The sequence below is a fragment of the Acinetobacter proteolyticus genome, from assembly GCF_000367945.1.
GTDB lineage: Bacteria > Pseudomonadota > Gammaproteobacteria > Pseudomonadales > Moraxellaceae > Acinetobacter > Acinetobacter proteolyticus.
Genome location: NZ_KB849179.1, coordinates 380,996 through 396,979, shown reverse-complemented (window position 1 = coordinate 396,979; position 15,984 = coordinate 380,996). Strand labels below are relative to the sequence as shown.

Here is a 15,984-nt window from a genome sequence, read left to right as displayed (position 1 = left end):
TCTGCCCATAAAAAGCTGAATCATTTGATTCAGCTTTTTTATTTCTTGAATTTCTATTTAACCGCATCCTGTTTAATCAGATGCAGACTCATCCAGCTGTATTTCATTACTTTCAATGTAATTTTTCCAATGTTTATATTTTGCAGGATTTTTAAACTGCTCTGACTCCCCATAATAAAAAAGTAGCTGCCTCAACACATAATGATAATCAGCATAATCTAAAGCTTTTTCAAAATATTGAATCGCCTTTTTAATATTCTGTTTAAACTGATGTCCTGCTTCATACATCAACCCATAATAGATTGCAGTATAAGCATCACTTTTATCCCGTTTGATCAATTTAGCCAATTGATCATAGGCCGCCTTTCTATAGTAAAGATCAGCGAGTTGCTCCCCACAGAAATACAATTGTTTCTCGGCACGTTGGTAATAGTCTTGCGCGGCTTCAAGATCTTGTTCAACCTCAATTCCATCATAATATAGCCCTGCCAGATTTTTGCAGGCTTGGCCATTTCCTAACTGTATACTCTGTTTAAAACAGTCAATGGCTTGTTGAATATTCTGATCTACACCATGCCCTTTCAGATACATGCAGCCTAAATTATTCCATCCCCACGCATTGCCCAGTTGCGCTGCTTGCTGATAATAGTTCAGCGCCCGTACATAATCTTGCTCTACGCTTTCACCGTTATCATAAATCAGGCCTAACGCCACCATACTCTCACTATCCCCCCGATCTGCAGCAGCCTGATAATATTGTATGGCTTGCGCAATATCATGATGTTCTTCAAAATATTGGGCAATTTTCAACAAGGTCTTAGCTTTCAGCTGGTCAAAATAAATATCGCCTTGGGCGGTCTTCCAGCGCGAGTAAAACTGCTCGAAAAACCTTAAATCTTTACCTTGGAAATTAAAACGCCGCAAATAAAATTGCCCAATTTGATCAGGATCAGCTTTTACCAGTTGACGTTGTAGATCGATAAAGAATAAGTCGAGATCTTTAAATAAAGTTAACAGCCCCTGTTCCGAGTCATAACGCTCAATCGCAGGTGCAATATAATCAAAACATACCGCTCCCAGAGTTTTCTGTTTTGCATCATAATAATAGCATCCCGCTGCTGTGGTACACAGGAAGAAGCCATGACTGATATGTTCGATACGCTCAAACTGGTCAGCAAGCGGAATAAGCCAATGTTGTTGTTTCGCATCGAACAGACCATATTGCCCAGCATGCTCAAAGGGATAAATATCCTTGAGTTCATGTAGATAATCGCCATCTACCAGCTTGTCCACACCTCCCGCTAACAGAAAGTGATGGGTTTCTGTCTGATAGATAAACCAGAGCTTTTGTTTGCGATAGGCAAAACTACGATAACCATAACCTGACCAATCTTTTAGCTGATCAATATCATCAATCAGCAACTCGCCATTCGGCTTTAATACACAAATCTTGCGCTGAAACTTATTTGGCTTAACCCATAAATAGCCATTACTGAGCGATTGCAATACTTCTTCAATATACTCTCCCAGATAAGTTCCATTACTCAGGAAATACCGTCTCTTTGCTGATCCTTTTTGTATACAGTAATAAAGCTTAGCCTCTTCATTTAAATAATCCAGATCAAAAGGATGATCTGCTGTTTCAGCAATAATAGTTTGGTGCTGCAGATTGACAAGCTGATATTGGCCATCTTTAAACACATTAAAAACATCAGAGTAAAGTAGCTGCTCTACTGCTTGATAGCAGGCGGGAATCATCCATTCTCCATTATCTAGGCAAATGACCCCCTGTTGCTCCGAATTTTCCAGTGGATGAACCACTGCATAATTTTTACCTTCGAACTGAAAGCTGTCATTGGCATCCGCAAATTGTGCTTCGAGCAGAATCTTCCCATAATGATTAAGATAGCCATATTGTTTATTGTGAACATATACCGCTATTCCCTCCTCATTGAATGCCCAAATCTGGCTCAACTGCGGCTCAAGCACAATTTCTCCCTTACGATTCTTGAGCCCCCACAAACCATTCACTTCAAAACTTTCGGTTGCATCTCTGTAAAGCCATGCTTCCCAATAACCAAGTCCCCACTGAATCCAATCTGTCTGTAAAATTTCAAGAAAGCTTTCATAACCACTTCTGGCCAATATTGGATTTAAAACAGATAAATCTCTTAATTCTATCGCTTGATCATACAAGAATTTTTTTTCTAATATTTCTTCAACCCAGTCCTGAGCTTGTACACGATGACTTTCCTCATTCATGTTAAAAACATCAGTTGCATCCATTTCAAACTGTTCATAAGGCAAGTTTTGCAACATATCAAACATAGTTTGCCGAGCCTTAACAAAATCCGCTTGATCGCCCAATTGATAGCTTTCACTCAACAAATCATAGAAACGTTGTAAATAGGCAACGCCTCTCACACGATCAAAGTAAAGTAAATGTCCTTTACGTGTCGGCTGTATAAAAAACAAGGGGAGTAACAGCTGTGGAATTTCATATTTCCACTCACCTAAATATCCCGAATAAGTATCTTGTTTATCGTGATCAACATTATATAAATAAATACGATGTGCCATTTATCGACCCTAAATCATTATCTTTATACATTGAAATATAGAATTTTAAGAGAAATGCGTAGCAGATATTTACTCGACGTTTTGAATTATAAGTTGAATTGCAATTATTCTCGTATTAACGTTCAATCAAATATTAAATAACAAACAATCGGATGATCTTTTAATATGATCCTTCCATTCTTAACGTCTAAAATTTAAGTCCTATCTCGCCCGTTTAAACTTCACATAATAGTCATTTAAAACTTTAATGATTTGCTTTAACTCTTTTAGATTTTCTTCAGTATTTCCTAAGCGCTCAACAAACCCCTGTGAGTGCAATTCCAAATCGATCTTTTCATTAATTTGTGGCGCAATCCGAAACAGCTTTTCTAAATCATCAAATCGGTCTAATTTTCGATTGGAAAAATATTCCAGACGAACGCTCAACCCATTCAACACCACACCATTGAGAATCGCACCCTGCTCTGCATCAAATGCTAAAGCATGTTCTTTTAAAAATAACTGTTCAGGTGTCTCTTTAGAACTTTTAAATAGGTTGCTCAGTTGGCTTAACATCGATCAATCACATCACTCTATTTTTCACTGGTATTAAACCGCTAAAACGACCAATCAAGCAACACTCACATCACAACCACCTAATAAAAAAGCATCTTCTACAAGATGCCTTCTCAACATTTATTTTCCATACTGCTTCTTGAGATACTCAACAATTTTAGCCGACTCAAACATTTTCACGCCTGTGTTCGGGTCAACTAAATACGGAACCTGAATATCTCGCCCCATCAGCTCAACAATCTTTTCGCGTTTGCCATTGGGCAATGGAATATATTTCCCAGGTTTTAAGCGTAAAGCTGCTGGCCCCATATCCTGCCAACGTTCTTTAGGGACATTATGCAGAATATATGGCAGTTCCAACTCGGTCAGCACCTCACGCACCAAACGGGTATACGGGCTCGCCTCAAAGCTCCATAACTCCAATAACTGCGCTGGCGCAGGACGATCAATAATCTGCTGATTGATCCATACACCACGGGCAGCATTGGCAACGGTAGCTAACGCAGAGACATAAGGAAGTTTTGGATAATGACTAAACTTTTTCGGTGTTTGACCTGTTTTCCCATAATGCTTAAACAGATGATGAATAATCTGCTGTGATTCATATAACTGATCACCCGTATTTTCATCAATCAAAAAAGGAAACTGTCTTCTGCCACCTTTTGCTTTTACGATTTGGCGGTATTTCTGACCACCTTTTGGACATGGGTAAATCTCTACATCCAGATTTAATAAAGTGATCACTTCACGGACACGGCGGCAAAATGGTGAACCTTCAAACTCATAGAGTTTTATTGCTTTTGTGGGTTGCTTTGGAAATGGCGTACCCGAGACACCTCTTCCACCTTCAATCACACTGGCAACAACAGATTGTAAAACCTTGAGTTGGTGATTCACCATGTTGAGCATATCGCTATCCTTTTAGCAGTCGACTAATTTTTCTTTTGCAATCACAATTCCGTTATTATCTGCATAGATATAATCGCCTGAATTGATGGTCACACCACCAAAATACAGTGCAATATCTACCTCACCAATGCCTTTACGATTACTTTTTTGTGGAATTGCAGCCAATGCATGAACACCTAAATCCAGTTCTGCAATCGCATCTACGTCACGCACACAGCCATAAATCACGACACCATTCCAGTGATGCTTCACCGCAGATTCCGCAATCAAATCTCCCATCAAAGCACAACGCATCGAAGCACCACCATCAACAACTAAAACTTTGCCTGTACCATCGGTTGCCAACAGCTCTTTTACACGAGAGTTATCTTCAAAACACTTTACAGTGACGACTTGCCCACCAAAGGTCTTACGCGCACCATAACTTTTAAAGAATTTACCATCTAATGAGGGTATTACCACTTGTAGGTCTTTTTCAGGATTATCATCTAACAAATCACAAGTTACGAAAGGGATCGTTGTCACTGAAATTCTCCATTATTTGCTTTGTTGTATGCTTAAATTGTCATAGAGTTTAAATGCGGCAGTTTGAGTTTGCGCTGCAACCCACATAGTATGCGCCAATTGCTCTGCCGTTACAGGTTTAAGTTTAAACGGTCTGGTCCACGCTTTTTCGACCAGCTTAAATGCCGTCTGTGCCAGATCCTCTAACAAGCGAACTTCACTGCGTTTTCCAATTAAAAGTGAAGGCTGAAAAATCGATAGCTTATAAATTGACAAACTTTTCAGGTAATTTTCCAGTTCACCTTTCACTTTATTATAGAAAACTGGTGAATTAGCGTTCGCTCCCAACGCACTGACCACCAATAAATGAATATTTTTATCCTGAACTAAATCTGCAAAATGAGCATTGATTTCATAATCAATTGCATAAAATGCTTCTTTTGATCCGGCTTGTTTTATGGTGCTTCCCAAACAACTAAATGCATGGGTATAGCTATTGACATCCTCGTCATTCAGCAGCAGGAAATCTTCTAAAACAAGCTGAGTTACTTTACTATAAGCTTTTAATGTATCAGAACTTTTCCTTACAACGACGGTAATTTCACTAAAATCACCAGAATGCTGTAACTCATCTACAAGAGCCTGACCGACCAACCCTGTTGCACCAATGATGATTGCTTTTTTTTCACCTATTTTCATTTTTATTCGCTCTATGCCATGAATAAACCTAATGTAACGTTTTCTTGCACGATTATCACCTGTAAAATGTACTTAAAAGTATCACAAGGCTTGACTTCGAGGCTTAGTTTCCTCAAAATATGGCACTTGTTTACGGGCTGGTGAATGTTGCCAATATTATTTTTGGTTTTAACTTCAGCCCGCCCAGACCAACTTATTTTCAAGGAGTGCACGAGTGGCAAACTCTGCTCAAGCTAAAAAACGTGCTCGTCAAAACGTTAAAGCACGCAAACACAACGCAAGCTTGCGTTCTATGGTTCGTACTTACATCAAACGTACTGTAAATGCGATCGCTGCTGGTGATTATGCTACTGCTACAGAAGCTTATAAAACTGCTGTTCCAGTTATCGACCGTATGGCTGATAAAGGCATCATCCACAAAAATAAAGCTGCTCGTCACAAGAGCCGCTTAAACGCTCAAGTTAAAGCATTAGCTAACTAATTTGAAGCATATAAAAAAGCCCGAATTTTTCGGGCTTTTTTATTGTCTTTAATTTTGTATATAGGGCTGTAAACCCGTCCCCGCATCCATCACGATCTTGTTCAACTTCTGACAGAACTTATAACTTTCTTCCAGTAAGCCCAAATCACTGGCCCGCGCGTTATTCTGCATCAATACTGCCTTATGGTATTGATAGCGTTCTTGTAAATATGGGAAATCCTGGCTTAATGCAATCATCATCAACTCAAAACGAAAATCCAGATCAATTTTAAGCTCTGCTGGCATATCGCCATAGGCCCATGCCTGCAACACCTCTAATCGACCTTGCCCTAGATTTGAAAAAATAAAATTGATATAAGCATCCAAATGAGTAAAGAAATTCTGAATATCTGTTTGCGTATCCCAACGTCCCGTCAATGCAAAACAGGGTTCGCTATTATTTTTCTGTCCTGTATTTTTATGAATATCCAATGATCGTAGACGAAAAATCAAACGTTCAGGCAACTGCTCCTGCAATTGATCAGGAATAAACCGATCGGTAAAATCCATAGCAAAAGAGAGCATTGGACTGACTGTTAATTTTCTAAGCACCATCTTGAGTTGATAAAAAACACCTAGCTGTTTTTGGGTCAATAAAAAGCAACGATAGCCTGTATCTAATGCCAACTCAGGCCGTCCGATATTACCCCAATTCGAAATAAAATCATGCGCGACATTAAAAACATCAAGCTTGAGATACTGAGTATCTTTTTGTTGTTCAAACCACTGACTAATCAATTGTTCTGCTTCAGGCATATTCTGCGGGGTTTGAAAGTCAGCCACCAACATCGCAGACTCGGGTTCAACAAAGCACTCAAGCGGCTTGACGCATAAAGGCTCCAGCAAATAAGGCTGTAGCATATTAGACACCGCATTTTCAGGAGATTGCAGCTCCCCTATGGCCCAGACATTATAATTCGGCTCATAGAAGCCAATTCCTGTTTCATGCGCAGCCTCGTAAAAGACCCGATAGACCGCATCATTTTGCGCCTCGTTCGCCAGAACATCCACCTGCACACTGGCATACAATCCTTGAGCAAACTTGCTCTTAATTTCCTGCACCCATTGTTGTGTCTGTTCAGAGAAATAAGCCTGATATTGCGGATCACAAATCTTGTTGCTAAATAAGTCCAACCATGCATGTAAAGTTCTGCCGTGACTAGAAATATGGCGATATTGTTGATGCAGCTCAAAGGCAACCTGCTGTGAATCATCTTCTGCGGGAACTTTACCTGTGAAAATTTCAGGCTCCCATAAATAAATCGTGTTTGATAACATCTTTTTATCCAATTATGTGTTAAGTTTCTCTTTTTATTTTCCTATCATGACGAAAAACGATATATTTTAAAAGTACACTTTTATTATTTTTTTAACTTTCTAAAAATATATTTTAGATAAAAAAATATGAAGCTCCGAAGAACTTCATATCATTGATTTATGACATTCAAATAAAATCTTGAACTGATTAAGGATTAACAGCCAACGCCTTGGTTGCAACAGGTAAATTCTTTGCAGACAATCCAGCGAGTATTAAGCTGTTATTGACTACAGGAATCGTCCATTTTTGATTCGCGCCATTGGTACAACGATAACGTATTAAGCGTGCCCGATTATTGGTTAAATAGCCGCCCTCCAGATCAAAGCACTGATTCGACTGCTTGATCGCTTGAGCAGTTACATCAATTTCCCACACCTGACTGGTTGCCTCATTACACGGCATCAGATTAATGACATTGCCTGCAGTCGTAGTTAAACATTGTTGTATATACAGCTTATTATGGATTTTACCCAAGGCATCATAGATCCACTTCTCAGAATCATCCCCCACACAACCCGTCGGGCCGCTAATAAATGCATTGAACTGGCCATTCGCAGACGTCTCAGCTTTTAGACAGTTGGTTCGGTTCATCAAACTTGTACTCGATGCAAAGTTCAAATCCCCTTTAAGCGCTAGTTTTTCGACAAAAGACTGAAATGCCGTTACTGCATCTGTATTTAAATTGCTTAAATCAGAACGATAGACATTGATCCAGCGATTGAGACGATAAAGTTTAATTTGCTGCTGGGTATAACGTACCATTTCATTTTGCGCATCAGGTGCTAACTGGTCCTTATAAGTTCGATAAGAATCAAATAGCAACTTAGTATCTGTTGAAAGATTCACGACTGCCTTATCTTTATTCTCCAGTAAAGCCTGCTCTAATTGAGGCAGTTCAATCGCTCTTAAAGCGGAGTATTCTGCTTCTTTACCAATCTCAACCGCAGGTGCTAGCAGAGTGGTATTGGCAGGAATCGACATACTCGACAATAATACCGCCGTTTGATTGGCCTTTTTACAGTACAAATTAACTTGCTGTGGTGTCTCACTTTGTGCAAGGTTGACATGGAATTTATTGGCATTGCTATTGCTGTTCATTCGCTGCGGTGCCAAAGCAATATTTTGACTCGCACTTGCAAACTGTACATTCAACCAGCAACTTGCAGTTACTGCATTCGGATTGGCTTGTGGCAAATCAAATACATTGCCCCAATTTCCTCTTGCAGCAGGATAAACCAAGCCAACCTGCGCCTCAGGATCATACCCCCCCAAGATGGTGTACACTGGCACCCCAAACATTCTTGGTTTCAAATAATTGCCATCAGCACGGTTATACCAAACATTGCTTGAATTCGGCGTCTTAGGTTGAGCAACCTCCATCATTCGGGTGGTCGTATTCCACTTTTTATAACCTGTTGGAGAAGTTGCATCCCAGACATAACGATCAAACGCAGGCTGAATTTTTAGATAGGTACTATAACCAGTGTAATGGGTATATTTAGAAATACTGCTTGCAGTTGCACCACCTGACATGGCATCCCAACCATAAGCATATTTGTTCAGGAAGTTCGGTACACCATTTGCACCATCACCTAAATTGGTGGTGGTCCAATTAAGGTTACCACGCATTTTGTTTCTAAACGCAATATAGCCCCAACCGCTATCTGCATGATGCGCCGCCCAGAACATATTCGTGCCAGCAGAACCCGGATAATGCCCTAACCCATAATGATGTCCAATCTCATGACTAAACTCATTGCCCACAGAATCAATTAAGGTCAACATACCATTGCCTCCACTCAGGCCATGTGTTACATCACCATTACTGTACTTACCTCGTGCATAGTGCGCTACAACACTTTGGGTAACTTGTGGTTGCTCTTGACTGGCCATTGAAGCACTGGTGATCCCCCAATTGGCTAAGTTAATACCAACACCAAAGGTTGATTTAGCTGTATTTTCACGCATATCACCACTATAGACATCGCCTGTGGTTGCACTGGCGGCATCATAAATGACCCCACTCGCCACCATCACTTTATTGAGCTTTAAATCCTCATATTTGCTCACAATCATGCGCGCCGCAGGAATAGTTTGAAAATAATCCGTTCCCGCTTTGGCAGGTTCAAGCAACATATAATGACCGGTCGATTTCGGTGGATCCGTTAATAAGCCTAAACGGATATTTTGTACCACCAGTTCACCTGGTGCTGCTAAATCAATATTATCGGCAGTAAGGTCACCACTACGATTATTCAGTGGATCAATAACGCGAAGATGCAGGCCTGCACGAATTTCATTCCATTTTAACGCAACCGTCCATGCTCGCTTTGAATAGCTGACTGGAGGACGACCATCACTATTGGATTGATCAGAAGCTGCTATTCTTGATGGTTCTTTCAATTTAACCGTTCTGAGTAGCTGATTGCCTTGATAAATTTCGACTTGAAGTTTTTGCAGATCGCCCATTTCTGCTAATGGAGTGACCAATAACAAGGCATCTTTTTCTGTGGTTAAACGTGGCATTGAATCTTTTTCATTATTTTTAGGATTCACCACATGGCTTTGTGCAAATTGCAGCATCGCAGCAAAACTGCCGTTTAGATCATTACGCAGTAGACGTGGCAGTCCAAGCTTATCGTAATCATAAAAACCAAGCACCGATTCATCTATTATATTTTTACGAGGTTCTGGATACTTTTCTACCACAGGTGGAATAGACGGTGTTTCGGTATTTCCGCCTCCACCTTGGTTTGGTATTTCTGGTGTCGTGTTATCCGAACCGTTATTACCATTATTCGGTGTTTCTGGTTTTGTATTTCCAGAGCCATTATTGCCAGTATTAGGCACTTCTGGTGTTACACCACCTGAACCAGTATTACCGCCATTTGGCGTTTCAGGTGTAGTCGTCCCTGAACTGTTATTACCATTATTCGGTGTTTCAGGTGTTGTCGTTCCTGAACCATTATTGCCAGTATTCGGAACTTCTGGTGTTACACCACCTGAACCAGTATTACCGCCGCCATTTGGTAGTTCTGGCTCAGTAGATCCTGAGCCATTATTTGGTGTCTCAGGTGTTCCATCACCTGGTAATTCATTGGTTCCATCACCCGGAACAAGATTACCATTTCCCGCAGTTTCATTATTATTTTTTGGCGGCTCAGTATTATTTGTTGCATTTGAATGATCTGCCCCACCACCACCGCAAGCGACTAGCATGGCCGATAACAAACAAACCGTTAAATGTTTAAGTTGTAATTGCATCACATTTCCCCAAGAAAAATTTGATAAATTATCGTTAATGATAAATTACGTTAAATAGTTAAAATTAATATAAATCATGTATTTATATATACTAACAACTTAATCAGCAGGAAGGGGAATTAATTTATCGTAAAAACAAGAAATACCGAATTTATTACACTTTTAATCTAATTCAATTTTATTTAGATTTCTAAATTAAACATAACTCCCCCATCAGTACTACATTTCCCTCACTTAAACCACCTATTTCAGGCATATAGAATTCATTTAAATTTAAGTTTTGAGCAACAATCAATCTACAAAAAACTGGAGAGCCAAATGAATAAGAATGGGAAGTTCATTATCGCAGTCGCACTTCTTTCATGCAGCAGTCTAAGTTTTGCTGCAAGCTGCACAAATACCATCGAGAACAACACAATCAGTAATCTCACTATTCCTGCAGGTGCAAATTGCACACTCAATAATTCGTCAATTGAAGGCGATGTCAATATCGGAAAAGGTGGCAGTTTGATTTTAAATAGCTCGTCTATCCAAGGCAGCATTCAAGCCAACCAAGCAAAAGCAATTAAATTAATCAACTCAAGTGTCAGTGGTGATATACATATTGCACAAGCTACGACAACATTGAGTTTAGATAAATCGATTATTTCAGGCAATATTCACTGTTCAGCTTCAACCAAGTTGCAAGCAAACCTGAGTAATATCGAAGGACAAAAAATTGGAAAATGTGGTTAATCAGACTTTAATCCAATCATATTGATATTTGAATCCAAATGATCGGTTTGGATTCACATCAACAGCAATTCCATTCTATTGATTAGCTGAGTCACTATCCGATTTTTATTTTAATATTTCAAAGCAACATTTCTATTCTAGATTAGAATTAGCGATTCAAAAACTGCTTTATTTCTAACGCTTGCCGCTCACCACGCCAAATCCATTTTAATTGACTTTCCGCAAAATCATCACCTTCAAACCATACAAATAAACCTTCCATCATCTCTGGCCAATCTGTTTGTTCAATTTGATTTTTACCTGAGATCACAGCAACGATTGCTGCAAGAATAGTGTCATGGCTCACCGCCAAACTTAAACCGCCTTGCTGGGTCGGATGGGTATGATAAAGCAGCTCCAATACATCAAATACACCCGTGATTGGATGCTTCATCCCAGGTAAGGCATTATTCACAAAACTATTGATAAATCCTAATGCACCTTGCTTGCGGAAATAAGGCGCTGCCTGCTGTATGTCCAAAACAAAGCTGCCCGGTTCAACCAATAGACGCTGCTCAACAATTTCAATTTGATGCGTATTGACGGCTTTACGCGTTTCATCGGCGCCTTCAATCATTAAAGCTGCCGTATCGACACAACGCTGAATCGGGCTAGAAATACAATGTTGAATCGCCCGATCTGTATTCTGGATTAAATATTGCCCCCAAGCATAGGCCAGCTCGCGACCTTGTTCAGTCAACTGAAGATCGTAGCCGGCCAAACCTTGTCCATTCACCAATTCGCGTAAAGAATGGCGCGTAAATAAAGTCACAGGTGTTGAAGCATCTGGAAGTAAATCAATGGCTTCAAACATGCTTTTAGGCAATAAATGCAGAGTCATATTCACATACAAGCTTTAATTTAACCCACTATACCATGAGCCAGATAACTCTCAATCTAAAATGCCAGAACGACTGAGCGCGTCATATGCAATATTTTTGCAATGCTGATCTCGATAAGCGATAAAGCCACCATTCAAAACCGTTTCACGTTGATTATAAAGGAAGGGTTTTTCATCCAAAGTCATCAACCCACCACCAATACTTTCAAGCAAAGCTTGGCCTGAACTGGTATCCCATTCCGAAGTTGGATGGAAACGTGGATAAATATCAATTTCCCCTTCCAGCATCATACAAAACTTATAGGCGCTGCCTGCCTCACGACGTTGCACTTCACGCTGCTGTAAAATCGGTTCAATAAAGTTCTTATATTTTGGATTCTTGCTGTTGTGGCTTAAACCAATTTGTAATGGAACTGCCGAGTCATGTTCTTCGAGTTGATATTGCAACCATTCTTGTCGGCTAAAACTATATTTATAAGGCAATTCTGAGGTATGACCAATGTACATGACCTGCTCACACGGCACAGCAATAATCGCGAACGTGGTTTGATGATCCTCGATCAAACTCAAATTAATCGTAAACTCGTCACGCTCATGAATAAACTCTTTAGTTCCATCCAATGGATCAAGCATCCAACAGCGCTGCCATCCCGCTCGCGCAGAATAATCACTCTCTTCTGACAACACAGGTAACTGTGGTGTAACTGTGGCTAAGTGCTTTAATAAAAAGTGATTTACCTTTAAATCCGCTTGTGTGACAGGTGAATCATCACTTTTTTCCTGAATATTAAACTCGCAACCCGCACAATAACTTTGGTATTCTTCCAACAATATTTGACTTGCCTGCGCCATGATTGGAACAAGTTGTGAAATTAACGGATCTTGCGGGGCAAGCGTTTTAATAAACATAGACCAACCTTATGTCATATTTAGATTTACAGCAGCAGCCGATTGCCATGTTTGACATGGATGGCACATTACTCGATTTAGCCTTTGATGATTTTATTTGGAATCATTGTTTGCCTGAACGACATGCACAAGTACATCAAAACACACTTGAGCAAAGCCAACAGACACTGTTTCAATTTTACCAACAACATAAGCATACACTATCTTGGTATTCTTCGGCGCACTGGACGGCTAAAGTAGGTGTTGATGTCTTACAACTGCAATACGAGCATCGTGAAAAAATACGTGCACGAGCTGGCTGCCATCAGCTATTGCAACAGTTGAATGCGCAAGGTTATCGGTGTTGGTTATTGACCAATGCCGATCTTGCGGGTCTACAGCTCAAACTTGAAAATGTTGAACTCAGCCCCTACTTTGAACTTATGATCAGTAGTGAAGAACTCGGGCACGCCAAAGAAGAAGTGGCATTCTGGCAAAAGCTCCAGCAACGCCATCCATTCGACCCCGCACAAGCAGTCTTTATTGATGATACAGTTGCTGTACTCAAAGGCGCAGAGGACTTTGGTATCCAACAGCTATTCAGCATATTACAACCTTCCAGCAGTAAAGCTGCAAGAGCTGCAACTGAGCTACCGTACCCTGCACTTGATCATTTAACCGAACTTTTTGATTATCTTGAAACCAACCAACAGGTAACAGATGCCAAAACAGCATGAACCAGACAGCATGGATGCCATGCGCATTGATAAATGGCTTTGGGCAGCACGCTTTTTTAAAACACGCTCAATTGCCAAAGCCGCGATTGAAGGTGGTAAAGTTCATCACAACAATGATCGGGTTAAAGTTTCTAGAGATGTCCGCATTGGGATGGAACTGACCATTCAACAAGGTTTTGAGAAAAAAACCGTGGTTGTGAAAGCACTTTCTGCTGTGCGTGGCGGTGCTCCGGCAGCTCAACTACTTTATGAAGAAACAACAGAAAGTATTGCGCGTAGAGAGTTGCATGCATCACAGCGAAAATTGCATAATCTAGCCCGACCTGATCATCGACCAAGTAAAAAAGATCGTCGTGATATCAATCGTTTTAAACAAGAAAATGTCCAATCTTGGTCTTATCATGATGAATAGATTGAATGGATATTTTCTCATTTTGGATGCGTCATCTTGTGTCGCATAGACACAGATCAGATGTAGAATAAACAATGAGAATCTGCCACTATACTCAAGTCCCAACAAGTTGAGATTCAATACATCCACTTGGGTTAGTCGTTAAGAAATAAAGTTTTGAGGTTTTGAGATGGATGATAATAAAAGTAAGGCGTTACAAGCTGCGTTGAGCCAGATTGAAAAACAATTTGGTAAAAATACAGTCATGCGCTTAGGTGACAACACCGTACAAGCAGTTGAAGCTGTTTCTACGGGTTCTTTAACACTCGATATCGCATTAGGGATTGGCGGATTACCTAAAGGCCGTATCATTGAAATTTACGGTCCTGAATCATCAGGTAAAACGACCATGACATTGCAGGCCATTGCTCAATGTCAAAAGAATGGCGGTACCTGTGCCTTTATCGATGCCGAACATGCATTAGATCCAGAATACGCACGTAAACTTGGTGTCGATATTGACAACCTTTTGGTTTCACAACCTGACCACGGTGAGCAAGCACTCGAAATTGCGGATATGTTGGTACGCTCAGGCGCAATCGATTTAATCGTTGTCGACTCTGTTGCAGCATTGACCCCGAAAGCCGAAATTGAAGGCGAAATGGGTGACTCACATATGGGCTTGCAAGCACGTTTAATGAGTCAGGCACTCCGTAAAATTACAGGTAATGCGAAACGCTCTAACTGTATGGTGATCTTCATTAACCAAATCCGTATGAAGATTGGGGTGATGTTTGGTAGCCCAGAAACCACAACGGGCGGTAACGCACTTAAATTCTATGCTTCTGTACGTTTAGATATCCGTCGTATCGGTCAAGTAAAAGAAGGCGACGAAATTACGGGTAATGAAACACGCGTTAAAGTTGTAAAAAACAAAATGGCGCCTCCGTTTAAAGAAGCGGTATTCCAGATCATGTATGGTAAAGGGACTAACCAACTCGGTGAATTGGTTGATCTTGCAGTTCAACAGGATATCGTACAAAAAGCGGGTGCTTGGTATTCATATCAAGGCAATAAAATTGGCCAAGGTAAAAATAACGTGATTCGTCATTTTGAAGAGAATGCACAAATGGCTCAAGAAATTGAAAAGCTGATTCGTGAACAACTTCTCACCAAGAACAAGCCAGCTGAAAATACAGATATTGAAGAAGAAGAACCAGATTTCTTAGAAAGCTAAACTGAAACGCCCTTCGGGGCGTTTTTCTTTAATGAGGAAAGCATGTTTAATTCCGAAAAAACCGAAAAAACCAAAACCCTCACAGGCTCAAGATTACGCTCTTATGCCTTTGCCCTGCTGACACGCCGAGATTACTCTCAAGCTGAGCTAATCAGCAAGCTTAATCAATATGCGGTCAATCCAGAAGAAGTCGTAAAGCTAGTCGAAGAATTAGCACAACAAAACTATCAAAGCGACCAACGTGTGGCCGAACTGACGCTGGCAAGTCAACTTAGAAAAGGCAAAGGCTTACAACGTATCAAACAAGCTTTGAAAGCGAAGCAGTTAGATACCGATCTCATTACTGAAGAGCTTCAAGACGTCGATTGGCTTAATCAAGCGTATCAACTCAAACTGAAAAAATTTGGACAAGAAGTCGCGACTGACCCCAAAATTAAAGCAAGGCAGATCCGATTTTTACAATATCGTGGTTTTGATATGGGGGTAATTATGAAAGCGATTGCTCGATCGAGCGAAGAAGAATAAATGGTGGCAACCCTACTAGCATGACTTCGGCACATCATAGTTCTACTACCGTTGCTACCTTCCGGTCCTGGCGGGGTTCGTAGAGTACAATTGCGAAGCTACCAGCAGGGCTACCATTGCCTGACAAAGTATAGAGATTTTTGCCTGAGTTGCAAGACTTGTTGCTGTTTTTCAGTGAGTTTTGCATTCAACTGCCTAATTCCTCATCAACTGCTATATATTTGTTATCTATTTATTTTCAA

At 40.4% G+C, this 15,984-nt stretch carries 15 protein-coding genes and 1 other RNA gene; 6 read left to right on the top strand and 10 right to left on the bottom strand.

Annotated elements, in window-relative coordinates:
* Positions 1 to 72 precede the first annotated feature (72 nt).
* From F993_RS14910 to F993_RS14930, 5 genes are all read right to left on the bottom strand, one after another.
* Positions 73 to 2,580, bottom strand: coding sequence for an SEL1-like repeat protein (locus tag F993_RS14910; RefSeq protein ID WP_004653003.1), 2,508 nt, complete (start codon positions 2,578 to 2,580; stop codon positions 73 to 75).
* 201 nt (positions 2,581 to 2,781) lie between these two features.
* A complete protein-coding gene (locus tag F993_RS14915) occupies positions 2,782 to 3,135 on the bottom strand; it encodes a hypothetical protein (RefSeq protein WP_004653002.1) in 354 nt (117 codons plus the stop codon).
* A gap of 120 nt (positions 3,136 to 3,255) precedes the next feature.
* A complete protein-coding gene (locus tag F993_RS14920; protein WP_004653001.1) occupies positions 3,256 to 4,044 on the bottom strand; it encodes a glutathione S-transferase N-terminal domain-containing protein in 789 nt (262 codons plus the stop codon).
* A 12-nt stretch (positions 4,045 to 4,056) separates the two neighbouring features.
* Positions 4,057 to 4,569, bottom strand: a complete 513-nt coding sequence (gene rraA, locus F993_RS14925; protein WP_004653000.1) for a ribonuclease E activity regulator RraA — start codon at positions 4,567 to 4,569, stop codon at positions 4,057 to 4,059.
* Positions 4,570 to 4,581: 12 nt separating this feature from the next.
* Positions 4,582 to 5,247, bottom strand: a complete 666-nt coding sequence (locus tag F993_RS14930; RefSeq protein ID WP_004652999.1) for an NAD(P)H-binding protein — start codon at positions 5,245 to 5,247, stop codon at positions 4,582 to 4,584.
* A gap of 214 nt (positions 5,248 to 5,461) precedes the next feature.
* Between F993_RS14930 and rpsT the strand changes: the two genes are divergently transcribed.
* Positions 5,462 to 5,728, top strand: coding sequence for a 30S ribosomal protein S20 (gene rpsT / locus F993_RS14935; RefSeq protein WP_004652997.1), 267 nt, complete (start codon positions 5,462 to 5,464; stop codon positions 5,726 to 5,728).
* Positions 5,729 to 5,776: 48 nt separating this feature from the next.
* Here rpsT and F993_RS14940 read toward each other — a convergent pair whose 3' ends face one another.
* Together F993_RS14940 and F993_RS14945 are read right to left on the bottom strand one after the other, a co-directional pair.
* Positions 5,777 to 7,045, bottom strand: a complete 1,269-nt coding sequence (locus F993_RS14940) for a hypothetical protein (protein WP_004652996.1) — start codon at positions 7,043 to 7,045, stop codon at positions 5,777 to 5,779.
* A 187-nt stretch (positions 7,046 to 7,232) separates the two neighbouring features.
* The gene (locus F993_RS14945; protein WP_004652995.1) at positions 7,233 to 10,349 is read right to left on the bottom strand and encodes a M66 family metalloprotease; all 3,117 of its coding nucleotides are present in this window, start codon (positions 10,347 to 10,349) and stop codon (positions 7,233 to 7,235) included.
* 318 nt (positions 10,350 to 10,667) lie between these two features.
* Between F993_RS14945 and F993_RS14950 the strand changes: the two genes are divergently transcribed.
* Positions 10,668 to 11,084, top strand: a complete 417-nt coding sequence (locus F993_RS14950) for a hypothetical protein (protein ID WP_004652994.1) — start codon at positions 10,668 to 10,670, stop codon at positions 11,082 to 11,084.
* Positions 11,085 to 11,232: 148 nt separating this feature from the next.
* Here F993_RS14950 and F993_RS14955 read toward each other — a convergent pair whose 3' ends face one another.
* Together F993_RS14955 and F993_RS14960 are read right to left on the bottom strand one after the other, a co-directional pair.
* Positions 11,233 to 11,964 carry a histidine phosphatase family protein gene (locus F993_RS14955; RefSeq protein WP_004652993.1) on the bottom strand — a complete coding sequence of 244 codons (732 nt, stop codon included), beginning with the start codon at positions 11,962 to 11,964 and terminating at the stop codon, positions 11,233 to 11,235.
* A 51-nt stretch (positions 11,965 to 12,015) separates the two neighbouring features.
* Positions 12,016 to 12,873, bottom strand: coding sequence for a 3'(2'),5'-bisphosphate nucleotidase CysQ family protein (locus F993_RS14960; RefSeq protein ID WP_004652992.1), 858 nt, complete (start codon positions 12,871 to 12,873; stop codon positions 12,016 to 12,018).
* A gap of 11 nt (positions 12,874 to 12,884) precedes the next feature.
* On the opposite strand from F993_RS14960, the gene F993_RS14965 reads away from it, so the two are divergent.
* The 4 genes from F993_RS14965 to F993_RS14980 all read left to right on the top strand — a co-directional run bounded on the left by F993_RS14965 (position 12,885) and on the right by F993_RS14980 (position 15,742).
* A complete protein-coding gene (locus F993_RS14965; protein WP_004652991.1) occupies positions 12,885 to 13,589 on the top strand; it encodes an HAD-IA family hydrolase in 705 nt (234 codons plus the stop codon).
* Positions 13,573 to 14,001: an RNA-binding S4 domain-containing protein gene (locus F993_RS14970; protein WP_004652990.1), complete on the top strand. Its 429-nt coding sequence runs from the start codon at positions 13,573 to 13,575 to the stop codon at positions 13,999 to 14,001. Before F993_RS14965 ends, F993_RS14970 begins: the two co-directional genes overlap by 17 nt.
* Positions 14,002 to 14,170: 169 nt before the next feature.
* A complete protein-coding gene (gene recA, locus F993_RS14975) occupies positions 14,171 to 15,217 on the top strand; it encodes a recombinase RecA (protein WP_004652989.1) in 1,047 nt (348 codons plus the stop codon).
* A gap of 42 nt (positions 15,218 to 15,259) precedes the next feature.
* The gene (locus tag F993_RS14980) at positions 15,260 to 15,742 is read left to right on the top strand and encodes a regulatory protein RecX (RefSeq protein ID WP_004652988.1); all 483 of its coding nucleotides are present in this window, start codon (positions 15,260 to 15,262) and stop codon (positions 15,740 to 15,742) included.
* 10 nt (positions 15,743 to 15,752) lie between these two features.
* On the opposite strand, the gene ffs is transcribed toward F993_RS14980, so the two are convergent.
* Positions 15,753 to 15,849, bottom strand: an RNA gene (gene ffs / locus F993_RS19995) — signal recognition particle sRNA small type.
* Between the last annotated feature and the right edge of the window lie 135 nt (positions 15,850 to 15,984).